The organism is Enterobacter asburiae (genome assembly GCF_001521715.1).
Classification (GTDB): Bacteria; Pseudomonadota; Gammaproteobacteria; order Enterobacterales; family Enterobacteriaceae; genus Enterobacter; species Enterobacter asburiae.
In genome coordinates this window covers 1680135-1705930 of record NZ_CP011863.1, presented here as the reverse complement: position 1 = coordinate 1705930, position 25796 = coordinate 1680135, and the positions used below count along the sequence as shown (strand labels likewise).

The following is a 25796-nucleotide window of genomic DNA, read 5'->3' as shown; positions in this document are numbered from 1 at the left end:
ACGTTGATGGCTGTATCGTCCCGCATTCGTTTGCTGTTATTACTCTCCCTTGTTACGGTCGGAGCCGTTCACGGTGCGTCGAATTCCTTTATGCATCAGGCGCAAAATCCCTTTGATAATAATGGGGACAGTTTGCCCGACCTCGGCATGGCGGCGCCAACGGGCGAGGGGGAGAAGCACCTGGCCGAAATGGCGAAAGCGTTTGGTGAAGCCAGCATGACCGACAACGGCCTGACAACGGGCGAGCAGGCGCGGCAGTTTGCGTTTGGCCAGGTGCGCGACGCGGTGAGCGGCGAAGTGAACCAGCAGATTGAGTCCTGGCTTTCGCCCTGGGGGAACGCCAGCGTGAACTTGCTGGTAGATAACGATGGCAAATTTAATGGCAGCAGCGGGAGCTGGTTTATCCCCTGGAACGATAACAACCGTTATCTGAGCTGGAGCCAGCTTGGCCTGACCCAGCAGACGGATGGCCTGGTCAGTAACGCAGGAATCGGTCAGCGCTGGGTCGCCGGGAAATGGCTCCTGGGTTACAACACCTTTTACGATAACCTACTGGATGAAAACCTGCAGCGTGCCGGGCTGGGCGCGGAAGCGTGGGGGGAAAATCTGCGCCTGTCGGCCAACTATTATCAGCCCTTTGCCGGCTGGCGCGATCGCTCCGACGTCCAGGAGCAGCGTATGGCGCGCGGATATGACGTCACCGCTAAAGCCTGGCTGCCGTGGTTCCATCATCTCAATACCAGCGTCAGCTTCGAGCAATACTTTGGCGATAACGTCGACCTCTTCAACAGCGGAACGGGCTATCACAATCCGGTGGCGGTGAATCTGGGGCTTAACTATACCCCCGTTCCGCTGGTCACCCTGACCGCCGCGCATAAGCAGGGCGAAAGCGGCGAGAGCCAGAATAACCTCGGACTGAAGCTCAACTATCGCTTTGGCGTGCCGCTGGTGAAGCAGCTTTCCGCCGGTGAAGTCGCCGCCACGCGCTCCCTGCGCGGAAGCCGCTACGACTCGCCGGAGCGCAATAGCCTGCCGGTGATGGAGTTCCGCCAGCGTAAAACGCTGTCCGTCTGGCTGGCAACGCCGCCGTGGGATCTCAAAGGGGGCGAGACCGTCATGCTGAAGCTGCAGGTTCGCAGCGCGAACGGCATTCGTCAGATCCACTGGCAGGGGGATACGCAGGCGCTGAGCCTGACGTCGCCGGCTAAAAGCAACAGCAGCGACGGCTGGAGCGTGATTATGCCTGCCTGGGATGACCGTGAAGGGGCAACAAACCGCTGGCACCTGTCGGCGGTGGTGGAAGATGAGAAAGGCCAGCGCGTCTCGTCCAATGAGATCGTGCTGACCGTCGTGCAGCCGCTGGTCGCATTACCGGACAACGACCCGCGCTGGAAGCTTCTGCCGGAGGAGTAATCCTTAAAAAATGCGTTCCTGATGCACCCACACCGCGGCTTCAACGCGGGATTTTAGCTTCATTTTCTTCAGCATATGCTTCACGTGCACTTTGACCGTGCTTTCGGTGATGTCCAGGCGGCGGGCGATCATCTTGTTAGGCAGCCCCTGGGCAATGAGTTTGAGAATATCGCGCTCGCGCGGGGTTAACTGGCTGACGTCGCGGTCAGAGGTGGCGCGATTGGCGCGCAGGCTGGCGGCCAGCACTGGCGTTAAGGCTTCGCTGAGAACCATCTCGCCCGCCGCGGCCTGCTGCAGCGCCTTAAGCAAGTCTTCCGGCTCCATATCTTTGAGCAGATAACCATCCGCCCCGCGCTTCAGCGCCGTGACCACATCCTCTTCATGGTTCGACACGCTAAAGACGACGATGCGCCCGGAAAGCGATTTTTCCCGCAGCTTGTCGAGGGTTTCCAGACCGTTCATACCGGGCATATTCAGATCGAGCAGGATCAGGTCGGGATCGAGGGATTCGGCAAGCTCAATGCCCTGTTCACCGTTGCTGGCTTCGCCAACCACGGTGATATCGGGTGCCATGCTGACCAGCTGTTTCACGCCAGTACGCAGCATCGGATGGTCGTCGATCAGCAGGATGGATGCCGGTTCCTGATTAGTCATGGGTTTCTCCTTGAGCAGTTGTAAGCGGTTTCTCGGGAATAAAGGTGACGACAACTTCCGTGCCGCCCGTCTCTCTCCGGCGAACCTGGCAATCACCGCGCAGGCTTTGGGCGCGGTCTCGCATAATAATTAAACCATAGTGGTTAGTGCGTTCGGCATTTTCCGGCACGCCGCGGCCGTTGTCGTGAACCGTGAGCTTCACCTGATTGTTGTGCTGGCTGACGGTGACCGTTACCGCCGTCGCGCCGGAATGTTTAAGCACGTTGCTCAGCGCTTCACGGGCGATCTGCAGTACATGTATGGCCTGGTGGGAGGGAACAAACCGCGGCGGCAGCTGGTAGTCTAGCTTCACCGGGAACCCCAGCCGGGCGCTAAATTCGTGACAGCTGGCCTCCAGCGCCGGGCGCAGGCCAGGCTCGGTCAGCTGCAGACGGAAGGTGGTCAGCAGCTCGCGAAGCTGTATCCAGGAGGTGTTCAGCTCGTTGCGGATCTGGCTGAGCAGCTGCTTGTTGCTTTCGGGCATCTCAGCATCCTGCATCTGCAGGCAGCTCACCTGCATTTTCATACAGGAGAGCGACTGAGCGATCGAGTCGTGAAGCTCGCGGGCGATGGTCGCGCGCTCTTCCATGACGATCAGCTGCTGCTGCTTTTCCTGATGCCTGTCGAGCGCCAGCGTGGCCGTGAGCTGTTCGACCAGCGTATCAACCAGCTGCTGCTGGTCGTGGCTCAGGTGACGCCCGGCTGGCAGCGTTGCCAGCAGAATACCATACTGGGTGTGGCTGTCAGTCAGGCGCCACTTCAGCGTGGTGCCGCCGGACGTCAGCGGCGGCAGGCCGCGAGGGCAAAGATGGCAGCCTTTGTCATCGCAGGACATATCGGACTGGCAGGTAAATTCCTGGTGGTTATCTTCGTCTTCCACGTCGTAGACGCGCAGCTCAAGGTCGTGAAGCAGGGTCAGATTTTGCAGACCGTTCAGCACCGGAGAGAGGCGTTCGCAAAGTGGCACCTGCATGTGCAGACGGCGGTTGGCCTGCCACAGGAAGGAGAGGATCTCGTTTTTCTGCTCCAGTCCGGCCGTTTTTTCCTGAACGCGCTGTTCCAGCACCGCGTAGCTCTCGGAGAGCTCTGCCGACATGGTGTTGAGCGCCTGGCCGAGCATGGCCATCTCGTTGCGCCCGCTGATGTGCGTGCGCTGGGTAAAATCGCGCGCGGTGACCGCGCGGGCCATTGCCAGCAGCTGTTTCCACGGGTTCAGCAGCCGCGCGCGGAGCCAGACGATGGTGAAGATCAGCAGCAGACCCATAAACAGCGCCATGGCGCGGTGCACCATCACCACCCGGTCGATGCGTAATTCGGTGGTTTGGTCGAAAGAGGAGACCAGCGCATCGATGCGTGAGACGAACCCCGCCACGTCCTGCGCAACGGTTTCGGTGCTGCGCGCCTGCTTCAGCCCGGGCTCCAGCTGGGTGTGCCAGTAGCCCTGAAGGGCGTTTAGCTGGGACTGCTGACCGGCGCGGATGGCGGCGTTTTCCAGTTCGGGGCTGAAGACCGTGCGCTCCATTTCATCAATCAGGGGCCGATCGTCCTGCGTCAGGGGAACCGACGCCAGCAGGCGATAACTCTGCATGCGTAGCGAGCCTGCCTCGTTGATGGCATGCGCATTACCCTGTACGCCCTGTACCAGCCAGCCGGAGATCGCCATGCCGGTCACGCCGATGGCGGTGGACAGCAAAACGATAAGGGCTAGCTGATTCACGAGCGTCAGCGGAGATAAACATCTTTTTAACATAGAGGTGGCGTGCTCCTGACGTGGCCTGCTTGCAGGAATGGCGCTATTCTGGTGCATACCCTGGAGTATACCCATACCAATAAAGGATTACCCCTAAATTGCCAACGGAGTAGAGGGAAGGAGGTGGGGGTAGCCAGGAACCCTCAGTGCCGTGAAAAACCACGTCTTTTTTACCGAATTAGCCTACTCACTAAGGGTGAGGCCTTATTTTGCGCCGTAAAACCTCCCACTTTTCCTTTGATTTATATCAACTTACCGCCGCCCTAAAACCCTAATGTTTGCAGCATCATTCGAGAATCAGAGGTGTCTATGAGTCACTCATCCGCTCCCGAAAGGGAAAATGGTGCCGTTATTACAGACTGGCGTCCAGAGGAGCCGGCGTTCTGGCAACAGCGCGGCCATCGTGTAGCAAGCCGGAATCTATGGATTTCCGTGCCGTGTTTGTTATTAGCGTTTTGCGTATGGATGTTGTTTAGCGCGGTGGCGGTCAATCTGCCGAAAGTTGGGTTTACGTTTACGACCGATCAGCTGTTTATGCTGACCGCGCTGCCGTCGCTGTCAGGCGCGCTGCTGCGTGTGCCTTACGCGTTTATGGTGCCGGTGTTTGGCGGACGTCGCTGGACGGCGTTCAGCACGGGCATCATGATCGTCCCCTGCGTCTGGCTCGGCTTCGCGGTGCAGGATACCTCTACGCCGTTTAGCGTGTTCGTGATTATCTCCCTGCTGTGCGGTTTTGCGGGCGCGAACTTCGCCTCCAGCATGGCGAACATCAGCTTCTTCTTCCCGAAAGCGAAGCAGGGCGGCGCGCTGGGCATTAACGGCGGTCTGGGGAACATGGGCGTCAGCGTGATGCAGCTCATTGCCCCGCTGGCGATCTCGGTCTCCATTTTTGCGGCCTTTGGCGGCGGTGGCGTTGAGCAGGCGGATGGTTCTTCCCTCTATCTGCAAAACGCAGCCTGGATCTGGGTACCTTTCCTGGTGGTCTTCACTCTGGCAGCCTGGTTCTTTATGAATGACCTTTCCGCATCGAAGGCGTCGCTGAGCGAACAGCTGCCGGTGCTGAAGCGTGGACACCTCTGGGTGATGGCGCTGCTGTATCTGGCCACCTTCGGTTCGTTTATCGGCTTCTCCGCGGGCTTCGCGATGCTGTCGAAAACGCAGTTCCCGGAGATTCAGATCCTGCACTTTGCCTTCTTCGGACCGTTTATTGGCGCCCTGGCGCGTTCGCTGGGCGGCATGGTCTCTGACCGTCTCGGCGGCACCCGCGTGACGCTGGTTAACTTCGTCGTGATGGCGGTCTTCTGCGCGCTGCTGTTCCTGACGCTGCCAGCCAACGGGCAGGGCGGTAACTTTATTGCCTTCTTCGGCGTGTTTATGGTGCTGTTCCTGACGGCCGGGCTGGGAAGTGCTTCCACGTTCCAGATGATCTCCGTGATCTTCCGTAAGCTGACGATGGATCGCGTGAAGGCGCAGGGCGGCACAGAAGAGCAGGCCATGCGCGAAGCGGCGACGGATACGGCTGCGGCGCTGGGCTTTATCTCTGCCATCGGCGCGATTGGCGGCTTCTTTATCCCGAAAGCGTTCGGTATCTCTCTGGACCTGACCGGCTCTCCGGCCGGTGCCATGAAGGTCTTCCTCGTCTTCTATATCGCCTGCGTTGTGATTACGTGGCTGGTATATGGCCGAAATACCAAGAAAAATAAGTAAGTGTGATTATCCGTTTACGCGGCCTTCGGGCCGCGTTTTTTTTAGCCTGAATAATAGTTACAACATACTTACGGCTTTACGGCAGACGCCCGCGGTGACACTGTGATCGCCATCGCTTTGCAGGTGGGTCTACCCCTTAATACCTGAGATGTTAAATTTTGACTGGCTTTTTGTACGATAAAATAAAAATAACTTTATATTTCATATTGATATGAATTTTTTGAAGATACTGCTTTGGTGGTATTTGGTATAACCCCTCCCCGAAAAGTCCCTCCTCGTCTTGATCGTTATCAATTCTCCCCCTCTTTCAGGGCGTTACCTTCGCTGCAAATCAGCAATGTCGATTTAGAGAGCCACAGGCTCCACACAGGAGATACCCGATGAGCAAATTTTTGGACCGGTTTCGCTACTTCAAACAGAAGGGTGAAACTTTTGCCGATGGGCACGGCCAGGTTCTGGATACCAACCGGGACTGGGAAGACGGTTACCGTCAGCGCTGGCAGCATGACAAAGTCGTCCGTTCGACCCACGGCGTGAACTGTACCGGTTCATGCAGCTGGAAGATTTTCGTAAAAAACGGTCTGGTGACCTGGGAAATGCAGCAGACCGACTATCCGCGCACCCGCCCGGATATGCCAAACCACGAACCGCGCGGCTGCCCGCGTGGCGCCAGCTACTCCTGGTATCTCTACAGCGCTAACCGTCTGAAATACCCGCTGATGCGCAAGCGCCTGATGAAAATGTGGCGTGAAGCGAAAGTGCAGCACAGCGATCCGGTGGATGCCTGGGCTTCCATCATCGAAGACGCGGACAAAGCAAAAAGCTTCAAGCAGGCTCGCGGTCGCGGTGGTTTCGTTCGCTCCTCATGGAAAGAAGTGAACGAGCTGATTGCCGCCTCCAACGTCTATACCGTCAAAACCTACGGTCCTGACCGCGTGGCGGGCTTCTCGCCAATTCCGGCGATGTCGATGGTCTCTTACGCCTCCGGGGCGCGCTATCTGTCGCTCATCGGCGGTACCTGCCTGAGCTTCTACGACTGGTACTGCGACCTGCCGCCTGCTTCTCCGCAGACATGGGGCGAGCAGACCGACGTGCCGGAATCTGCGGACTGGTATAACTCCAGCTACATCATCGCCTGGGGCTCTAACGTTCCTCAGACCCGTACGCCGGACGCGCACTTCTTTACCGAAGTCCGTTACAAAGGCACCAAAACCGTAGCGGTGACCCCTGACTACGCGGAAATCGCCAAGCTTTGCGATCTGTGGCTGGCGCCGAAACAGGGTACCGACGCCGCGATGGCGATGGCGATGGGCCACGTCATGCTGCGTGAATTCCATCTTGATAAGCCAAGCCAGTACTTCACCGACTACGTTCGCCGCTACACCGACATGCCGATGCTGGTCATGCTGGAAGAGCGTGAGGGCTACTATGCTGCTGGCCGCACGCTGCGCGCCGCCGATCTGGTGGATTCGCTGGGCCAGGAAAATAACCCTGAGTGGAAAACCGTTGCGTATAACAGCAACGGCGAGCTGGTGGCGCCAAACGGCTCTATCGGCTTCCGCTGGGGCGAGAAGGGCAAGTGGAACCTTGAGCAACGCAACGGCACCACCGGCGAAGAAACGGAGCTGCGCCTGAGCATGCTGGGCAGCCAGGACGAGATCGCCGAGGTCGGGTTCCCGTACTTCGGCGGTGAAGGTTCAGAGCATTTCAACAAGGTTGAACTGAAAAACGTTCTGATGCACAAACTGCCGGTTAAACGCCTGCAGCTGGCCGACGGCTCTACCGCACTGGTCACCACCGTTTATGACCTGACCATGGCGAACTATGGTCTTGAGCGCGGTCTGGGCGATGAAAATTGCGCAACCGGCTATGACGACGTGAAAGCCTACACCCCGGCCTGGGCGGAACAGATCACCGGCGTGCCTCGCGCGCACATTACCCGTATCGCACGTGAGTTCGCAGAAAACGCGGACAAAACGCACGGTCGTTCGATGATCATCGTCGGTGCGGGTCTGAACCACTGGTATCACCTCGATATGAACTATCGCGGTCTGATCAACATGCTGATCTTCTGCGGCTGCGTCGGTCAGAGCGGCGGCGGCTGGGCACACTATGTGGGTCAGGAAAAACTGCGTCCGCAGACCGGCTGGCAGCCGCTGGCGTTTGCCCTCGACTGGCAGCGTCCGGCACGCCATATGAACAGCACCTCCTACTTCTATAACCACTCCAGCCAGTGGCGCTACGAAACGGTCACCGCGCAGGAGCTGCTGTCGCCGATGGCGGATAAATCCCGCTACAGCGGCCACCTGATTGACTTCAACGTGCGTGCTGAACGTATGGGCTGGCTGCCGTCGGCGCCGCAGCTGGGCACTAATCCGCTGCGCATCGCGGAAGCGGCGAAGCAGGCGGGCATGTCACCGGTGGATTACACCGTGAAATCCCTGAAGGATGGCTCTATCCGCTTCGCGGCAGAGCAGCCGGAAAACGGTAAAAACCACCCGCGTAACCTGTTCATCTGGCGCTCAAACCTGCTGGGCTCGTCCGGTAAAGGCCACGAGTACATGCTGAAATACCTGCTCGGTACCGAAAACGGTATCCAGGGGAAAGATCTCGGCAAGCAGGGCGGCGTGAAGCCGGAAGAGGTGGAGTGGAAAGATAACGGTCTCGACGGCAAGCTGGATCTGGTGGTGACGCTCGACTTCCGTCTGTCCAGCACCTGCCTGTACTCCGACATCGTGCTGCCAACCGCGACCTGGTACGAAAAAGACGACATGAATACCTCGGATATGCATCCGTTTATTCATCCGCTGTCTGCGGCCGTTGACCCGGCGTGGGAATCGAAAAGCGACTGGGATATCTACAAGGACATCGCGAAGAAATTCTCCGAAGTCTGCGTAGGGCACCTCGGCAAAGAGACAGACGTGGTGACGCTGCCAATCCAGCACGACTCCGCCGCCGAACTGGCGCAGCCGCTGGACGTGAAGGACTGGAAAAAAGGCGAATGCGACCTGATCCCGGGCGTAACCGCGCCGCACATTATTCCGGTTGAACGCGACTATCCGGCAACCTACGAGCGCTTTACCTCTATCGGCCCGCTGATGGAGAAAATCGGTAACGGCGGGAAGGGGATCGCCTGGAATACCCAGAGCGAAATGGATCTGCTGCGCAAGCTCAACTACACCAAAGCGGACGGCCCGGCGAAAGGCCAGCCCATGCTGAACACGGCGATTGATGCGGCAGAGATGATCCTGACCCTGGCCCCGGAAACCAACGGCCACGTTGCCGTGAAAGCCTGGGCGGCGCTAAGCGAGTTCACCGGCCGCGACCATACGCACCTGGCGACGAATAAAGAGGAAGAGAAAATCCGCTTCCGCGATATTCAGGCGCAGCCGCGCAAGATTATCTCCAGCCCGACCTGGTCAGGCCTGGAAGATGAGCACGTGTCCTATAACGCGGGCTACACCAACGTTCACGAGCTGATCCCATGGCGCACCCTGTCAGGCCGTCAGTCGCTCTATCAGGATCACCAGTGGATGCGCGACTTCGGTGAAAGCCTGCTGGTCTACCGTCCGCCGATCGACACCCGCTCCGTGAAAGCGGTGATGGGCGCGAAATCGAACGGTAACCCAGAGAAGGCGCTGAACTTCCTGACGCCGCACCAGAAGTGGGGTATTCACTCAACCTACAGCGACAACCTGCTGATGCTGACCCTGTCGCGCGGCGGTCCGATTGTCTGGATGAGCGAAACGGACGCCAAAGATCTGGGTATTGAAGATAACGACTGGATCGAAGTGTTCAACAGCAACGGTGCCCTGACGGCGCGTGCGGTGGTGAGCCAGCGCGTACCGGCCGGGATGACCATGATGTACCACGCGCAGGAACGTATCGTTAACCTGCCAGGGTCAGAAATTACCGAGCAGCGCGGCGGGATCCACAACTCCGTGACCCGCATTACGCCGAAGCCGACCCACATGATCGGTGGCTATGCGCAGCTGGCCTACGGCTTTAACTACTACGGCACCGTAGGATCGAACCGCGATGAGTTCGTGGTGGTACGTAAGATGAAGAATATTAACTGGTTAGACGGCGAAGGTAATGACCAGGTACAGGAGAGCGTAAAATGAAAATTCGTTCACAAGTCGGCATGGTGCTGAATCTGGATAAATGCATCGGCTGTCATACCTGCTCGGTCACCTGTAAAAACGTCTGGACCAGCCGCGAAGGTATGGAGTACGCCTGGTTCAACAACGTGGAAAGCAAGCCGGGCACCGGCTTCCCGACCGACTGGGAAAACCAGGAGAAGTGGAAGGGCGGCTGGATCCGTAAAATCAACGGCAAGCTGCAGCCGCGCATGGGTAACCGCGCGATGCTGCTGGGTAAAATCTTCGCTAACCCGCACCTGCCGGGCATCGACGATTACTACGAGCCGTTCGACTACGACTACCAGAACCTGCACAACGCGCCGGAAAGCAAGCACCAGCCGATCGCCCGTCCTCGCTCGCTGATCACCGGTCAGCGCATGGATAAGATTACCAGCGGTCCAAACTGGGAAGAGATTCTGGGCGGCGAGTTCGAGAAACGCGCCAAAGACCAGAACTTCGAGAACATGCAGAAGGCGATGTACGGCCAGTTCGAAAACACCTTCATGATGTATCTGCCGCGCCTGTGTGAGCACTGCCTCAACCCGGCGTGCGTGGCGACCTGCCCGAGCGGCGCCATCTACAAGCGTGAAGAAGACGGCATCGTGCTGATCGACCAGGACAAGTGCCGCGGCTGGCGTATGTGCATCACCGGCTGCCCGTACAAAAAAATCTACTTCAACTGGAAGAGCGGTAAATCCGAGAAGTGCATTTTCTGCTACCCGCGTATCGAAGCCGGAATGCCGACCGTCTGCTCAGAAAGCTGCGTAGGCCGTATTCGCTACCTCGGCGTGCTGCTGTATGACGCGGACGCGATTGAAAACGCCGCGAGCACCGAGCACGAGAAAGATCTGTATCAGCGTCAGCTGGACGTGTTCCTCGATCCGAACGATCCGAAGGTGATTGAGCAGGCGCTGAAGGACGGCGTGCCGCAGAGCGTCATCGACGCGGCGCAGCAGTCACCGGTATACAAAATGGCAATGGACTGGAAGCTCGCGCTGCCGCTGCATCCGGAATACCGCACCCTGCCGATGGTCTGGTACGTGCCGCCGCTGTCGCCGATTCAGTCCGCGGCTGACGCGGGCGAGCTGGGCAGCAACGGCATCCTGCCGGACGTGGAAAGCCTGCGTATTCCGGTTCAGTACCTGGCGAACCTGTTAACCGCAGGGGACACCCAGCCGGTTCTGCTCGCGCTGAAGCGTATGCTGGCGATGCGTCACTTCAAACGTGCGGAAACCGTAGACGGTATGACCGATACCCGCGCGCTGGAAGAGGTCGGTCTGACCGAAGCGCAGGCGCAGGAAATGTACCGCTATCTGGCGATTGCCAACTACGAAGACCGTTTCGTGGTGCCGAGCAGCCATCGCGAGCTGGCCCGCGAAGCCTTCCCGGAAAAAAATGGCTGTGGCTTTACCTTTGGCGACGGTTGCCACGGGTCAGACAGCAAATTCAACCTGTTCAACAGCCGCCGCATCGATGCCATGGATGTGACCAGCAAAACGGAGCCGCACCAATGATTGAACTCGTCATTGTTTCGCGTCTGCTCGAGTACCCGGATGCTGCGCTTGCGCAGCATCAGCAGGAACTCTTTGATGCACTCGCGTCATCTGAAAACCTGGATAAAGAGGATGCCCAGACGCTGGGCGTTTTCCTCCGCGATCTGTTAGCGCGCGACCTTCTGGACGCGCAGGCGGACTACAGCCAGCTGTTTGACCGCGGGCGCGCGACCTCGCTGCTGCTGTTTGAACACGTGCACGGTGAGTCCCGTGACCGCGGTCAGGCGATGGTCGACCTGATGGCCCAGTACGAACAGCACGGCCTGCAGCTCGACAGCCGCGAGCTGCCGGATCATCTGCCGCTGTATCTGGAGTACCTGGCGCAGCTGCCGAAAGAGGAGGCGCTGGGCGGTCTGCAGGACATCGCGCCGATCCTGGCGCTGCTCGGCGCGCGTCTTCAGCAGCGGGAGAGCCGCTATGCGGTGCTGTTCGATCTGCTGGTGAAGCTGGCCAACGCCGCGGTCGACAGTGAAAAAGTGGCGGAGAAAATTGCGGATGAAGCCCGCGATGATACGCCACAAGCGCTGGACGCGGTCTGGGAAGAAGAGCAGGTGAAATTCTTTGCTGACCAGAACTGCGGCGAGTCTGAAATCTCCGCTCACCAGCGTCGTTTTGCCGGCGCGGTTGCCCCGCAATATTTGAATATCTCTAACGGAGGACGGCACTAATGCACTTCCTGAATATGTTCTTCTTTGACATTTACCCGTATATCGCGGGCACCGTGTTCCTGGTGGGAAGCTGGCTGCGTTACGACTACGGCCAGTACACCTGGCGTGCCGCCTCCAGCCAGATGCTGGATCGCAAGGGTATGCATGTGGGCTCTAACCTGTTCCACATCGGTATTCTGGGGATTTTTGCCGGTCACTTCCTGGGGATGCTGACGCCGCACTGGATGTATGAAGCGTGGCTACCGATTGAGGTGAAGCAGAAAATGGCGATGATCGCCGGCGGTGCCTGTGGCGTGATGACTCTGGTCGGTGGCCTGCTGCTGCTGAAACGTCGTCTGTTCAGCCCGCGCGTGCGTGCGACCACGACCGCAGCGGATATCCTGATCCTCTCCCTGCTGATGGTGCAGTGCGCGCTGGGTTTGCTGACCATTCCGTTCTCGGCGCAGCATATGGACGGGAGCGAAATGATGAAGCTGGTCGGCTGGGCGCAGTCCGTGGTGACCTTCCACGGCGGAGCCTCCGCGCACCTGGACGGCGTGGCGTTTATCTTCCGCGTTCACCTGGTGCTGGGGATGACGCTGTTTGTGCTGTTCCCGTTCTCTCGTCTGGTGCATATCTGGAGCGCGCCGGTAGAGTACCTGACGCGCAAATACCAGATTGTGCGCGCCCGTCGCTAATTCACCGTTTTGACACTCACCCCGCACTCGCGGGGTTTTTTTTCGCCCCAGCCCAGGTTATTGCCCGCGGCAGCAAACAGGATCAGCGCGCCGCCCGCCAGCTGCGTCAGGTTCAGCGAGTGTCCGAACACCAGATTATCGACAACGATCGCCACCACCGGATAGATAAACGACAGGGAGCCGGTAATGGGCGTAGGCAGCTTCTGAATTGCGCTATAGAGCAGCTGGTACATAATGCCGGTATGGACGATGCCCAGCGTCAGCAGAGTCGGCCAGGGAAAATCACCTGAAAATGACGGCATGCTGGCAAAAGGTAAAAGCATCACGACGCCCGTCAGCACCTGGATAAAGGCAATATGCTGCGGCGCAACGGATCTGAGCTTGCGGGCGATAATGGCCGTGACCGCATAGAAGAAAGCCGCGGCCATCGCCAGGCCGATTCCGGCGAGCCATTCGCTGCCATGCGCGCCGGTCAGCTCGCTGGAGAGCAAGATCACCACGCCGCCGAAGGCGAGGAACAGCCAGCCCCATTTCACGAGGCTGACGCGTTCACCTAAAAACATCCCCATCAGGACCAGCATAAACGGCTGGGTGTTATAGACTACGGTCGAAAGCCCAATAGAGATCCGCTCATAGGCCGCGAAGAGCAGGAGCCAGTTCACCACTAATGCCACGCCGCCGAGAATGGCCAGCAGCAGCGTGGTGCGGGTGAGGGGACTGAAGGGCTTTTGACTTATTCGGATAAAAATAAAAAGCGCCATTGCACCAATAAGACAGCGCCAGAACACCACCTCCGTCACCGGCAGACCGCTGAGTAAAACAAACGCACCGATTGAGCCGGAAATTAACATCGCCAGGCTCATTTGCCAGACGCCTTTATGGAAATCACGCATCATCCACCTCCTGATTGTATGACGCTATTGTCGAAAATCGCTGTCGGGTTTTACAGGGATGAGATAAGGTGAAATGCAATAATGGCTTTTTAAAATTAGGTGAAAACGATGGAATACCTTCTCGATGATATCGACCGACAAATTTTAGCCTGTCTGGTTGAGGATGCGCGCATGTCTTTGAAGGTGCTCAGCGGACGCATCGGTCTGACTTCCCCCAGCACGGCAGAACGCCTGAAGAGGCTGGAAGAGCGCGGTGTGATTCAGGGGTATGGCGCACGGGTGAATCTGGCGGCGCTGGGGTATACGCTGCAGGCGCTGGTGCGCGTGCGGCCTTTGCCGGGGCTGTTGCATAAGGTGGATAAATACATTCAGGCGATGCCGGAGTGTATAGAGAGTGACAAAGTCACCGGGGAAGATTGCTTTGTGATTAGGCTGGTGGTGCGATCGATAGAGCAGTTGGATGTGCTGCTGGACGGCCTGGCGGAGCATGCCCAGTGCAATACGTCGATTGTGAAGAGTTCGCCGGTGAAGCGTCGTTTGCCGCCGATGTAGGCTTCTGGCTTCTGTCGCCGGGTGGCGGCTGCGCCTACGAAGGCTTCCCCGTTACGGAAATGCATGATGCCTGGTGCAAAAAGGAGATTCAGAGTTATTTGGAAGTGATGGTGGTGGGGGAAGGATTCGAACCTTCGAAGTCGATGACGGCAGATTTACAGTCTGCTCCCTTTGGCCGCTCGGGAACCCCACCAGGGGTAATTCAAATTTTGAGGTTGTGCTGAGAGATGGTGGTGGGGGAAGGATTCGAACCTTCGAAGTCGATGACGGCAGATTTACAGTCTGCTCCCTTTGGCCGCTCGGGAACCCCACCACGGGGTAATGCTTTTAACTGGCCTGCTTCCTGCTGGAAGCGGGGCGCATCATATCAAATGAGACGCCCCTGTAAAGCATTCCTTTAGGGAAATGAAGCTGTTTGCCTGCTTTTTATCCGTAAAGGCGCAAAGCTAATCAATTCATTTTCCGAAAGATTAAAGAATGATGGTTCTGTTGCCGTAGACAAAGACACGCTGCGCCAGCACCTGATACAGCGCACGACTAAGCACGTTCTTCTCAACGTCACGCCCTGCACGCATCATGTCCTCGGCCGTGTAGGTGTGGTCCACGTGAATCACGTCCTGCATGATGATTGGACCTTCGTCCAGGTTGTCATTCACGTAGTGCGCGGTGGCTCCGATGATCTTCACCCCGCGCTCGTACGCCTGATGATATGGGCGAGCACCGATAAAGGCCGGCAGGAACGAGTGGTGAATGTTGATGATCTTGTTCGGGAAACGCGCCACGAAGGAGGGCGTTAACACGCGCATATATTTCGCCAGCACCACGTAGTCCGGGTTATGCGCTTCAATGGCCTGGGCCATCAAATCGTCGTGTTCTTCACGGGTATGGCCTTCGTGGCTAACCTGCTCGAACGGAATATCAAAACGCTCGACCAGCGTGCGCAGCGTCTCATGGTTGCCAATAACGGCAGCTATTTCCACGTCCAGACCGCCGTAGTTTGCTTTCATCAGCAGGTCGCCCAGACAGTGTGCTTCTTTGGTCACCAGGATCACAATGCGGCGTCGACCGGCTGGGGTCAGCTCGCGTACGGAACCTTCCGGAAGCGCGCTGTCGAGATCGGCAAGCAGGGTGGTGTCGTTGAAAATACCTTCGAGTTCGGTACGCATAAAGAAGCGGCCGGTACGGTGGTCAACGAACTCGTTGTTCTGCACGATATTCAGTTCATGTTTGTAGCAAATGTTGGTAATTCGTGCGATCAGTCCTTTTTGATCGGGACAGATGGTGCGCAGAACTTTACGTTGTAATGATTGCATCGCCGGGAAATCCTGTTTGTATTTGCGAAGTCTGGGTTGTCAGGCATTACTGCCCGCAACACTTTTTAAATTTTTTACCTGAACCACACGGGCAGGGATCGTTACGACCAAACTGTGGGCGCGTTCCGTCAATATAATACCACTGCCCGCTTTCCTTTAAGAACCGGGAACGCTCGATAATGGCTCCAGGTTTATTATTATCGCTAAAGCGGGCGACGAAGCTGACGTAACCTTCATCAACATGGCTGCCCGTTGAGGATTCATAGACGGTAAGGCCGAGCCACTGCGTGTTCGCGAAGCCGGCTTCGATGTCCTGTCTGAATTCATCAGCGTGGCAGGAGGGATGCCAGGTTTTAATCAGGTAGTCTGCGTCTTTGATCACAAAAGCAGTGTAACGTGAACGCATGAGGTGTGACGGGTCTGGTGCAACCTGATCGCCAGACAGATATCGCTGGCAACATAGGCTATACTCCAGAGCGCTACCACAAGGGCAGAGTTGAGACACGATTCTCTTCCTGGAACAAATAATAAAGGCGTAAAACGCTTCGGGTAGCACTATGTTAACTGAGCTGTTGCGTTGACGCTATGTCAGGAATCCAGGGGAAGTAAAACAGGGCTAATGAGAAAGGTTAAAATTGGACTGGCGCTGGGCTCAGGTGCAGCCCGGGGATGGTCACACATCGGCGTGATTAATGCCTTGAACAAGATGGGCATTGACGTAGATATTGTCGCGGGTTGTTCAATAGGATCGCTTGTCGGCTCCGCTTACGCGTGCGGGAAGCTTCCGGAACTCGAGACCTGGGTGCGTTCATTCAGTTACTGGGACGTCCTGCGTCTGATGGACCTCTCGTGGCAGCGTGGTGGGCTGTTGCGCGGCGAACGCGTCTTTAACCAGTTCCGCCAGGTGATGCCTCTCGAAGACTTTACTGATTGTCAGATGCCCTTCGGCGCCGTCGCGACGAACCTCAGCACGGGACGTGAACTGTGGCTAACCGAAGGGGATATCCATCTTGCCGTGCGCGCCTCCTGCAGCATGCCGGGGCTCATGGCGCCTGTCCCACACAACGGTTACTGGCTTGTCGACGGTGGCGTCGTGAACCCGGTTCCCATCTCTCTGACCCGTGCAATGGGGGCGGATATCGTAATTGCCGTCGACCTGCAGCACGATGCCCACCTGATGCAACAGGACCTCATGCCGGTCAATCTCCAGAGCGAAGATGCCGAGGGCGAGAAACTGGCCTGGCATGAGCGCCTGCGCGGCAGAATCGGGCGCATGGCCGCGCGACGCTCGGTTGCCGCGCCGACGGCGATAGAAATCATGACCACATCAATCCAGGTTCTGGAGAACCGCCTAAAGCGCAATCGTATGGCAGGCGACCCGCCAGATATTCTTATTCAGCCTTACTGTCCGCAAATCTCTACTCTTGATTTCCATCGGGCTGAGGCCGCCATCGCAGCGGGCTCGTTAGCCGTCGAAAAGAAAATGGACGAATTGTTGCCTTTTGTGCAAACAGCACGTTAAGCACCTTTTTTTGACTACTTCAGCAAAATCTGACAGGCGATAGTGCCGATCGCATGCCACTATTTAGTTACTGTCAGCCAGGGGAGGAACCATGACGCAGCCATTGGCCGGAAAACACATTTTGATTGTAGAAGACGAGCCCGTTTTCCGATCGCTACTGGATTCGTGGTTATCCTCGCTGGGAGCAATCACTTCACTCGCTGAAGATGGTATCGACGCCCTGGAAAAAATGATCAGTATTACGCCCGACTTGATGATTTGCGACATTGAGATGCCGCGCATGAATGGACTGAAGCTGGTTGAACATCTGCGTAACGAAGGCAACCAGACGCCGATTCTGGTGATCTCTGCCACAGAGAATATGGCGGATATTGCTAAAGCATTGCGTCTTGGCGTCCAGGATATTCTGCTTAAGCCGGTCAAGGATCTGAACCGGCTGCGAGAAACGGTCTTAGCGTGCCTTTATCCGAATATGTTTAATTCGCGGGTCGAGGAAGAGGAGCGTCTTTTCCAGGACTGGGATGCCCTGGTGAGTGATCCTCCTGCTGCGGCGAAACTGTTGCAAGAACTTCAGCCGCCCGTACAGCAAACTATTTCACACTGCCGCGTAAATTATCGCCAGCTGGTGGCGGCTGACCAGCCGGGACTGGTGCTGGATATCGCACCATTATCTGATTCCGACCTTGCGTTTTATTCTCTGGATGTCACCCGTGCGGGGGATAATGGCGTATTAGCCGCGTTGCTTCTTCGCGCGCTATTTAATGGTTTGCTGCAGGAACAGTTATCGCATCAGGGACAACGGCTGCCGGAGTTAGGCAGTTTGCTCAAACAGGTAAACCAGCTTTTTCGTCAGGCTAATTTGCCCGGACAGTTCCCGCTGCTGGTCGGCTATTACCACAGCGGTTTAAAGAATCTGATCCTCGTTTCAGCAGGTCTCAACGCTTCACTGAATACCGGTGAACATCATATTGAGGTGAGTAACGGTGTGCCCCTTGGGACATTGGGTACGGCGTATCTTAATCAAATTAGCCACCGCTGTTCCTCCTGGCAGTGCCAAATTTGGGGCGCCGGGGGACGGCTACGCTTAATGTTGTCCACGGAATAAGCAATTGGCTCTTAATTTTAAGATTGCTTTACCTGTGTTTTACGGGGAGTGCTACTATCGCTGCCCAGTTTCATGCGTATTTATCCTAATTGATCGGCAACGCGTTCTTTTCAGACCCGAACTGCGGGGCGAGGCTGATATACTCAACGCGTTATTTATTGCATAAAAGTTCAAAACTTGAACAGCTCAGGAGAATTTGAATGGCTGCCCTAAATTCGAAAGTCAGAAAGGCCGTCATCCCGGTAGCGGGATTGGGGACCAGGATGTTACCAGCAACTAAGGCAATTCCTAAAGAGATGCTGCCTCTGGTTGATAAGCCATTAATCCAGTATGTCGTTAATGAATGTATCGCAGCCGGCATCACTGAAATTGTGCTGGTTACGCATTCATCAAAAAACTCTATCGAAAACCATTTCGATACAAGCTTTGAACTTGAAGCCATGCTGGAAAAGCGTGTTAAGCGTCAGCTTTTAGAAGAAGTTCAGTCTATTTGCCCGCCACACGTTACCATTATGCAGGTTCGTCAGGGCCTGGCTAAAGGTCTGGGCCACGCTGTTATGTGTGCACATCCTGTTGTAGGTGATGAGCCTGTAGCGGTAATTCTGCCTGACGTAATTCTGGACGAATACGAATCCGATCTTTCTCAGGATAACCTGGCTGAGATGATCAAACGTTTCGACGAAACCGGCAGCAGCCAGATCATGGTAGAGCCTGTTGAAGACGTGACGGCATACGGTGTGGTTGACTGCAAAGGCGTTAATCTTGATCCGGGAGAAAGCGTGCCAATGGTTGGCGTGGTAGAGAAGCCTAAAGCCGACGTAGCGCCTTCAAACCTGGCCGTTGTAGGTCGCTATGTTCTGAGCGCTGAAATCTGGCCTCTGCTGGCGAAAACGCCTCCAGGAGCGGGGGATGAGATTCAGCTGACGGATGCCATTGATATGCTGATCGAGAAAGAGACCGTTGAGGCTTACCATATGAAAGGTAAGAGCCATGACTGCGGTAATAAGCTTGGTTATATGCAGGCGTTTGTTGAATATGGTATTCGCCACAATACTCTTGGTGAAGAATTTAAAACCTGGCTCAAAGAGAGCGTAGGTATTAAGAAATAAGCCACGGTTACATATGTCCGAAACCGGTGAGGCGCTGCCCACCGGTTTTTTTATGCCCTAAACACTTCTGAAACCTGTCTCTAAGTACAGTTATTAAAATTGCCAAATAATGCTTTATGACAGAGTGTAAGGGGATGTTTGCCACAAATTTAGGTTAAAAAAAATCCCGCATTACGCGGGATTTTTCTGAATACGGCTGGATTAATCCTTGATCAGGAAGTCGTCCAGCTGTTTACCTTGTTCGTCCATGGCTTTCTTGATAACAGCAGGAGTGCGGCCCTGGCCAGTCCAGGTTTTAGTTTCGCCGTTCTCGTCAACGTAGCTATATTTAGCAGGACGAGCAGCACGCTTGGCTTTAGTACCGGTTTTAGCTGCAGCCATGCTGTTCAGCAATTCATTTGGATCGATACCATCAGCAATCAGCATTTCACGATATTGCTGCAGTTTACGAGTACGTTCTTCGATTTCAGCAGCAGCTGCGCTTTCTTCTTCACGACGTTCATTAACTACAACTTCTAATTTTTCCAGCATTTCTTCAAGCGTTTCGAGGGTGCATTCTCTTGCCTGCGCACGAAGAGTACGGATGTTGTTCAGAATTTTAAGTGCTTCGCTCATTGTAGTAATCTCAAACTTATAATGGGGGGTGGTTTGTTGACCTAATAATAGAGCCATAAATTCAGTTGTGCAATAGCCAGGAATGTAAGGAATTCAAAAAATACTAAATAATGCCGCTATTATTAATTACGCTAAGGAAGGTGCGAATAAGCGGGGAAATTCTTCTCGGCTGACTCAGTCATTTCATTTCTTCATGTTTGAGCCGATTTTTTCTCCCGTAAATGCCTTGAATCAGCCTATTTAGACCGTTTCTTCGCCATTTAAGGTGTTATCCCCAGTTTTTAGTGAGATCTCTCCCACTGACGTATCATTTGGTCCGCCCGAAACAGGTTGGCCAGCGTGAATAACATCGCCAGTTGGTTATCGTTTTTCAGCAACCCCTTGTATCTGGCTTTCACGAAGCCGAACTGTCGCTTGATGATGCGAAATGGGTGCTCCACCTTGGCCCGGATGCTGGCTTTCATGTATTCGATGTTGATGGCCGTTTTGTTCTTGCGTGGATGCTGTTTCAAGGTTCTTACCTTGCCGGGGCGCTCGGCGATCAGCCAGTCCACATCCACCTCGGCCAGCTCCTCGCGCTGTGGCGCCCCTTGGTAGCCGGCATCGGCTGAGACAAATTGCTCCTCTCCATGCAGCAGATTACCCAGCTGATTGAGGTCATGCTCGTTGGCCGCGGTGGTGACTAGGCTGTGGGTCAGGCCACTCTTGGCATCGACACCAATGTGGGCCTTCATGCCAAAGTGCCACTGATTGCCTTTCTTGGTCTGATGCATCTCCGGATCGCGTTGCTGCTCTTTGTTCTTGGTCGAGCTGGGTGCCTCAATGATGGTGGCATCGACCAAGGTGCCTTGAGTCATCATGACGCCTGCTTCGGCCAGCCAGCGATTGATGGTCTTGAACAATTGGCGGGCCAGTTGATGCTGCTCCAGCAGGTGGCGGAAATTCATGATGGTGGTGCGGTCCGGCAAGGCGCTATCCAGGGATAACCGGGCAAACAGACGCATGGAGGCGATTTCGTACAGAGCATCTTCCATCGCGCCATCGCTCAGGTTGTACCAATGCTGCATGCAGTGAATGCGTAGCATGGTTTCCAGCGGATAAGGTCGCCGGCCATTACCAGCCTTGGGGTAAAACGGCTCGATGACTTCCACCATGTTTTGCCATGGCAGAATCTGCTCCATGCGGGACAAGAAAATCTCTTTTCTGGTCTGACGGCGCTTACTGCTGAATTCACTGTCGGCGAAGGTAAGTTGATGACTCATGATGAACCCTGTTCCATGGCTCCAGATGACAAACATGATCTCATATCAGGGACTTGTTCGCACCTTCCCTAACTTAAATTTCATCACCCAACAGTCTCGTTTGTTATCACGTCACCCGGCAGAACCCGGCCGATTGCATCTTTTTTTTGTGACATTTACCGCAGGAATTATAGTTGCGGCGGAAAAATATCAGCCTTTTGTATTAGTTCCCCAGCGTGGGTGATGCTGCCAACTTACTGATTTAGTGTATGATGGTGTTTTTGAGGTGCTCCAGTGGCTTCTGTTTCTATCAGCTGTCCCTCCTGTTCAGCTACTGACGGGGTGGTGCGTAACGGTAAAAGTACTGCCGGACATCAGCGCTATCTCTGCTCTCACTGCCGTAAAACATGGCAGTTACAGTTCACATACACCGCCTCTCAACCCGGTACGCACCAGAAAATCATTGATATGGCCATGAATGGCGTTGGATGCCGGGCAACCGCCCGCATTATGGGCGTTGGCCTCAACACGATTTTACGTCACTTAAAAAACTCAGGCCGCAGTCGGTAACCTCGCGCATACAGCCGGGCAGTGACGTCATCGTCTGCGCGGAAATGGACGAACAGTGGGGCTACGTCGGGGCTAAATCGCGCCAGCGCTGGCTGTTTTACGCGTATGACAGGCTCCGGAAGACGGTTGTTGCGCACGTATTCGGTGAACGCACTATGGCGACGCTGGGGCGTCTTATGAGCCTGCTGTCACCCTTTGACGTGGTGATATGGATGACGGATGGCTGGCCGCTGTATGAATCCCGCCTGAAGGGAAAGCTGCACGTAATCAGCAAGCGATATACGCAGCGAATTGAGCGGCATAACCTGAATCTGAGGCAGCACCTGGCACGGCTGGGACGGAAGTCGCTGTCGTTCTCAAAATCGGTGGAGCTGCATGATAAAGTCATCGGGCATTATCTGAACATAAAACACTATCAATAATTTGGAGTCATTACCCCCAGCGTGATGTTAAGACAGTAATAGTTAATAAATAGTGAATTTTAAAGAACGGAGATTCCACTATAAAAAGCAGTGTTATGTTTGGCTGAACATATAACATATTGGCCGGGCAGAAGGAGTTTACCTCATGTTTTAACGGGTTATTTTCTTAAAAAGAAGGTTGTGAACTCCGCGCTGAAACGCTTCCCCAGCGTGCTACATCGCTGATGACCAGACAAATTATGGTACAATGAATCATCGGGAATATTACACATTGATTAGGGTTTTACGGCCAATGGCACAACTTTATTTCTACTATTCGGCAATGAATGCCGGGAAATCCACCGCGTTGCTGCAATCCTCGTACAATTACCAGGAGCGCGGGATGCGTAGCGTTGTTTATACGGCTGAAATTGACGATCGCTTTGGCGCAGGGAAGGTGAGTTCCAGAATAGGGCTCTCGTCGCCTGCCAGACTGTTTAACCCGAAAACCGATCTGTTTGAGGACATTCGTACAGAACATGCGTTGCAGCCCATTCACTGTGTTCTGGTAGATGAGAGCCAGTTTCTGACGCGTGAACAGGTTCATGCCCTTTCAGAGGTGGTCGATGAGCTTGATATTCCCGTGCTGTGTTACGGCCTGCGTACGGATTTCCGCGGTGAGCTCTTTGCCGGTAGCCAGTATTTGCTCGCCTGGTCGGATAAGCTTGTCGAATTGAAAACAATCTGCTTCTGCGGTCGCAAAGCCAGCATGGTGCTTCGTCTCGACCAGGCCGGGAAACCTTATGCAGATGGCGAGCAGGTGGTTATAGGCGGTAATGAACGCTATGTTTCAGTCTGTCGTAAGCATTATAAAGAAGCGCTGTCGGTAGGCTCGCTGACGGCGATTCAGCACGACAACAGGAAATAACGCCAGCCTTGTTATACAGACATAAAAAAACCCGCCATAAAGGCGGGTTTTTCATCTGCTGCTAATTAAGCGCTTTTCTTCGCTTTCTTATCAGCTTTGATGACAGGAACTTCTGTTTTCACAGCGGCAACGTCACCTTCTTTGAACTCACGACCGTAGAAGGTATCCAGCAGAATCTGTTTCAGCTCGGAGATCAGTGGGTAGCGCGGGTTAGCACCAGTACACTGGTCATCGAATGCATCTTCAGACAGCTTATCTACGTGAGCGAGGAAGTCAGCTTCCTGAACGCCTGCTTCACGGATAGATTTAGGAATACCCAGCTCAGCTTTCAGGCTTTCCAGCCATGCCAGCAGTTTCTCAATCTTCGCAGCAGTACGGTCACCCGGTGCGCTCAGACCAAGGTGGTCTGCGATTTCAGCGTAACGACGACGCGCTTGCGGACGGTCGTACTGGCTGAAAGCAGTCTGCTTGGTTGGGTTGTCGTTAGCGTTATAACGGATAACGTTGCTGATCAACAGGGCGTTCGCCAGACCGTGAGGAATGTGGAACTGAGAACCCAGTTTGTGCGCCATAGAGTGGCAAACACCCAGGAAGGCGTTCGCAAACGCGATACCGGCGATGGTAGCTGCACTGTGAACGCGTTCACGTGCTACCGGGTTTTTAGACCCTTCGTTGTAGGACGCTGGCAGGTTTTCCTTCAGCAGTTTCAGAGCCTGCAGAGCCTGACCGTCAGAGAACTCAGATGCCAGCACAGAAACGTAAGCTTCCAGGGCGTGAGTTACCGCATCCAGACCACCGAACGCACACAGTGATTTCGGCATCTCCATGACCAGGTTCGCATCAACGATAGCCATGTCTGGGGTCAGTGCATAGTCAGCCAGTGGGTATTTCTGACCTGTTGCATCGTCCGTTACTACTGCGAATGGCGTAACTTCTGAACCGGTACCGGAAGTGGTGGTTACCGCGATCATTTTCGCTTTTACGCCCATTTTCGGGAACTTGTAGATACGTTTACGGATGTCCATAAAGCGCAGCGCCAGTTCTTCGAAGTGGGTTTCAGGATGCTCGTACATGACCCACATGATTTTCGCGGCGTCCATTGGGGAACCGCCACCCAGTGCGATAATCACATCTGGTTTGAAGGAATTAGCCAGCTCAGCACCTTTACGCACAACGCTCAGGGTCGGGTCAGCTTCAACTTCAAAGAACACTTCTGTCTCAACGCCAGACGCTTTCAGAACAGAGGTGATCTGGTCAGCGTAGCCGTTGTTGAACAGGAAACGGTCAGTCACGATGAGCGCACGTTTGTGGCCATCAGTAATCACTTCATCCAGCGCGATTGGCAGTGAGCCACGGCGGAAGTAGATAGATTTCGGAAGTTTGTGCCACAACATGTTTTCAGCTCGCTTAGCAACGGTTTTCTTGTTGATCAGGTGTTTTGGACCAACGTTTTCAGAGATGGAGTTACCACCCCAGGAACCACAACCCAGAGTCAGGGAAGGTGCGAGTTTAAAGTTGTACAGGTCACCGATACCACCCTGAGAAGCAGGGGTGTTAATCAGGATACGTGCAGTTTTCATCATCTGACCGAAGTGGGCAACGCGTTCTGGCTGGTTATCCTGGTCGGTGTACAGACAAGACGTGTGACCGATACCGCCCATGGCAACCAGTTTCTCGGCTTTCTCTACCGCGTCTTCGAAATCTTTCGCACGATACATAGCAAGCGTTGGAGACAGTTTTTCATGTGCAAACGGCTCGCTTTCGTCGACAACTTTCACTTCACCGATCAGGATTTTGGTTGTTGCCGGAACGGTAAAGCCTGCGAGTTCAGCAATTTTGTAGGCCGGCTGACCCACGATGGCAGCGTTCAACGCGCCATTTTTCAGGATAATGTCCTGAACGGCTTTCAGCTCTTTGCCCTGCAGCAGGTAGCCGCCGTGGCTGGCGAAACGTTCACGAACAGCGTCGTACACGGAATCGACAACAACAACAGACTGTTCAGATGCACAGATCACGCCGTTATCGAAGGTTTTAGACATCAGTACAGACGCAACGGCACGTTTGATGTCAGCGGTTTCGTCGATAACAACAGGGGTGTTACCCGCGCCCACACCGATCGCTGGTTTACCGGAGCTGTATGCGGCTTTAACCATGCCAGGACCACCGGTCGCCAGGATCAGGTTAATGTCCGGGTGATGCATCAGCGCATTGGAGAGCTCAACGGAAGGTTGGTCGATCCAGCCAATCAAATCTTTTGGTGCGCCAGCAGCGATCGCCGCCTGCAGGACAATATCTGCCGCTTTGTTGGTCGCGTCTTTCGCACGTGGGTGTGGAGAGAAGATGATTGCGTTACGGGTCTTCAGGCTAATCAGTGATTTGAAGATAGCTGTAGACGTTGGGTTAGTTGTCGGAACAATACCGCAGATGATGCCGATAGGTTCAGCGATGGTGATGGTACCGAAGGTGTCGTCTTCGGACAGCACGCCACAGGTTTTCTCATCTTTATAGGCGTTGTAGATATACTCGGAAGCAAAGTGGTTTTTGATCACTTTATCTTCCACGATACCCATGCCGGATTCGGCAACGGCCATTTTAGCGAGAGGGATTCGAGCATCTGCAGCAGCCAGTGCGGCCGCGCGGAAGATTTTATCAACCTGTTCTTGGGTGAAATTGGCATATTCACGCTGGGCTTTTTTAACGCGCTCGACGAGGGCGTTCAGTTCAGCGATATTAGTAACAGCCATAATGCTCTCCTGATAATGTTTAAACTCTTTTAGTAAACCAGCGCTCGATACGTCACACAGTATAGACAGAGCCGATACGACTTGCGTAACACAAAGTAAAACAAAGAGTTACTTTCTGCGTCAGCACACTAATTTACTAAAAGAGCCTTACCTTAGCATCATCCCTTTTTGTCAGGCGATCTCCCTGGGGGCGTAACCAA

20 protein-coding genes and 2 tRNA genes are annotated in these 25796 nt (G+C 55.0%); 12 read left to right on the top strand and 10 right to left on the bottom strand.

Annotation, left to right across the window (positions count from 1 at the left end):
* Positions 1 to 6: 6 nt before the first annotated feature.
* On the top strand, positions 7 to 1413 hold the full coding sequence (locus tag ACJ69_RS08385; protein ID WP_059346882.1) for a YchO/YchP family invasin: 1407 nt from the start codon (positions 7 to 9) through the stop codon (positions 1411 to 1413).
* A 3-nt stretch (positions 1414 to 1416) separates the two neighbouring features.
* Here ACJ69_RS08385 and narL read toward each other — a convergent pair whose 3' ends face one another.
* Positions 1417 to 2067: a two-component system response regulator NarL gene (gene narL, locus ACJ69_RS08380; RefSeq protein ID WP_008499531.1), complete on the bottom strand. Its 651-nt coding sequence runs from the start codon at positions 2065 to 2067 to the stop codon at positions 1417 to 1419.
* A complete protein-coding gene (gene narX / locus ACJ69_RS08375) occupies positions 2060 to 3856 on the bottom strand; it encodes a nitrate/nitrite two-component system sensor histidine kinase NarX (protein ID WP_059346881.1) in 1797 nt (598 codons plus the stop codon). The genes narL and narX overlap by 8 nt, the downstream gene beginning before the upstream one ends.
* A 309-nt stretch (positions 3857 to 4165) precedes the next feature.
* Here narX and ACJ69_RS08370 point away from each other — a divergent pair, with 309 nt between their 5' ends.
* The 5 genes from ACJ69_RS08370 to narI all read left to right on the top strand — a co-directional run bounded on the left by ACJ69_RS08370 (position 4166) and on the right by narI (position 12603).
* Positions 4166 to 5563: a NarK family nitrate/nitrite MFS transporter gene (locus ACJ69_RS08370; protein WP_059346880.1), complete on the top strand. Its 1398-nt coding sequence runs from the start codon at positions 4166 to 4168 to the stop codon at positions 5561 to 5563.
* A gap of 380 nt (positions 5564 to 5943) precedes the next feature.
* The gene (locus ACJ69_RS08365; protein ID WP_039263581.1) at positions 5944 to 9687 is read left to right on the top strand and encodes a nitrate reductase subunit alpha; all 3744 of its coding nucleotides are present in this window, start codon (positions 5944 to 5946) and stop codon (positions 9685 to 9687) included.
* Positions 9684 to 11219 carry a nitrate reductase subunit beta gene (gene narH, locus ACJ69_RS08360; RefSeq protein WP_059346879.1) on the top strand — a complete coding sequence of 512 codons (1536 nt, stop codon included), beginning with the start codon at positions 9684 to 9686 and terminating at the stop codon, positions 11217 to 11219. Before ACJ69_RS08365 ends, narH begins: the two co-directional genes overlap by 4 nt.
* Positions 11216 to 11926: a nitrate reductase molybdenum cofactor assembly chaperone gene (narJ, locus tag ACJ69_RS08355; protein ID WP_029740415.1), complete on the top strand. Its 711-nt coding sequence runs from the start codon at positions 11216 to 11218 to the stop codon at positions 11924 to 11926. Before narH ends, narJ begins: the two co-directional genes overlap by 4 nt.
* Positions 11926 to 12603, top strand: coding sequence for a respiratory nitrate reductase subunit gamma (gene narI, locus ACJ69_RS08350; RefSeq protein ID WP_023312107.1), 678 nt, complete (start codon positions 11926 to 11928; stop codon positions 12601 to 12603). Before narJ ends, narI begins: the two co-directional genes overlap by 1 nt.
* On the opposite strand, the gene ACJ69_RS08345 is transcribed toward narI, so the two are convergent.
* Positions 12600 to 13496, bottom strand: a complete 897-nt coding sequence (locus ACJ69_RS08345; RefSeq protein WP_029740416.1) for a DMT family transporter — start codon at positions 13494 to 13496, stop codon at positions 12600 to 12602. The genes narI and ACJ69_RS08345 overlap by 4 nt on opposite strands.
* A 108-nt stretch (positions 13497 to 13604) precedes the next feature.
* On the opposite strand from ACJ69_RS08345, the gene ACJ69_RS08340 reads away from it, so the two are divergent.
* Positions 13605 to 14048, top strand: a complete 444-nt coding sequence (locus ACJ69_RS08340; RefSeq protein ID WP_029740417.1) for an Lrp/AsnC family transcriptional regulator — start codon at positions 13605 to 13607, stop codon at positions 14046 to 14048.
* 108 nt (positions 14049 to 14156) lie between these two features.
* Here ACJ69_RS08340 and ACJ69_RS08335 read toward each other — a convergent pair.
* The 4 genes from ACJ69_RS08335 to ACJ69_RS08320 all read right to left on the bottom strand — a co-directional run bounded on the left by ACJ69_RS08335 (position 14157) and on the right by ACJ69_RS08320 (position 15866).
* A tRNA-Tyr gene (locus ACJ69_RS08335) sits at positions 14157 to 14241 on the bottom strand.
* Positions 14242 to 14276: 35 nt separating this feature from the next.
* Positions 14277 to 14361, bottom strand: a tRNA-Tyr gene (locus tag ACJ69_RS08330).
* A 157-nt stretch (positions 14362 to 14518) separates the two neighbouring features.
* Positions 14519 to 15361, bottom strand: coding sequence for a formyltetrahydrofolate deformylase (gene purU, locus ACJ69_RS08325; protein ID WP_054830181.1), 843 nt, complete (start codon positions 15359 to 15361; stop codon positions 14519 to 14521).
* 46 nt (positions 15362 to 15407) lie between these two features.
* Positions 15408 to 15866, bottom strand: a complete 459-nt coding sequence (locus ACJ69_RS08320; protein WP_059346878.1) for a YchJ family protein — start codon at positions 15864 to 15866, stop codon at positions 15408 to 15410.
* A gap of 114 nt (positions 15867 to 15980) precedes the next feature.
* Between ACJ69_RS08320 and rssA the strand changes: the two genes are divergently transcribed.
* The 3 genes from rssA (at position 15981) to galU (ending at position 19097) form a co-directional block, all read left to right on the top strand.
* On the top strand, positions 15981 to 16883 hold the full coding sequence (gene rssA / locus ACJ69_RS08315; protein ID WP_029741684.1) for a patatin-like phospholipase RssA: 903 nt from the start codon (positions 15981 to 15983) through the stop codon (positions 16881 to 16883).
* 91 nt (positions 16884 to 16974) lie between these two features.
* Entirely contained in the window at positions 16975 to 17988 is a 1014-nt protein-coding gene (rssB, locus tag ACJ69_RS08310) for a two-component system response regulator RssB (protein ID WP_023312101.1), read from the top strand.
* A gap of 200 nt (positions 17989 to 18188) precedes the next feature.
* Positions 18189 to 19097, top strand: a complete 909-nt coding sequence (gene galU, locus ACJ69_RS08305; RefSeq protein WP_047647520.1) for a UTP--glucose-1-phosphate uridylyltransferase GalU — start codon at positions 18189 to 18191, stop codon at positions 19095 to 19097.
* A 201-nt stretch (positions 19098 to 19298) separates the two neighbouring features.
* Here the strand turns inward: galU and hns are convergent, their stop codons facing one another.
* Positions 19299 to 19712, bottom strand: coding sequence for a histone-like nucleoid-structuring protein H-NS (gene hns / locus ACJ69_RS08300; RefSeq protein WP_008502781.1), 414 nt, complete (start codon positions 19710 to 19712; stop codon positions 19299 to 19301).
* A 281-nt stretch (positions 19713 to 19993) separates the two neighbouring features.
* Positions 19994 to 20974: an IS5-like element IS5 family transposase gene (locus ACJ69_RS08295; protein WP_000019402.1), complete on the bottom strand. Its 981-nt coding sequence runs from the start codon at positions 20972 to 20974 to the stop codon at positions 19994 to 19996.
* A gap of 273 nt (positions 20975 to 21247) precedes the next feature.
* Between ACJ69_RS08295 and ACJ69_RS08290 the strand changes: the two genes are divergently transcribed.
* A protein-coding gene (locus tag ACJ69_RS08290; RefSeq protein WP_103215986.1) for an IS1-like element IS1A family transposase occupies positions 21248 to 21945 on the top strand; the annotation gives its coding sequence in 2 pieces (ribosomal slippage) (positions 21248 to 21497 and positions 21497 to 21945; 699 coding nt in all).
* Between the two features lie 292 nt (positions 21946 to 22237).
* Positions 22238 to 22852 carry a thymidine kinase gene (gene tdk, locus ACJ69_RS08285; RefSeq protein ID WP_029741683.1) on the top strand — a complete coding sequence of 205 codons (615 nt, stop codon included), beginning with the start codon at positions 22238 to 22240 and terminating at the stop codon, positions 22850 to 22852.
* Positions 22853 to 22917: 65 nt separating this feature from the next.
* Here the strand turns inward: tdk and adhE are convergent, their stop codons facing one another.
* Positions 22918 to 25596 (bottom strand): bifunctional acetaldehyde-CoA/alcohol dehydrogenase, encoded by a 2679-nt coding sequence (gene adhE / locus ACJ69_RS08280; RefSeq protein ID WP_029741682.1) that lies wholly within the window; start codon positions 25594 to 25596, stop codon positions 22918 to 22920.
* Positions 25597 to 25796: the final 200 nt, after the last annotated feature.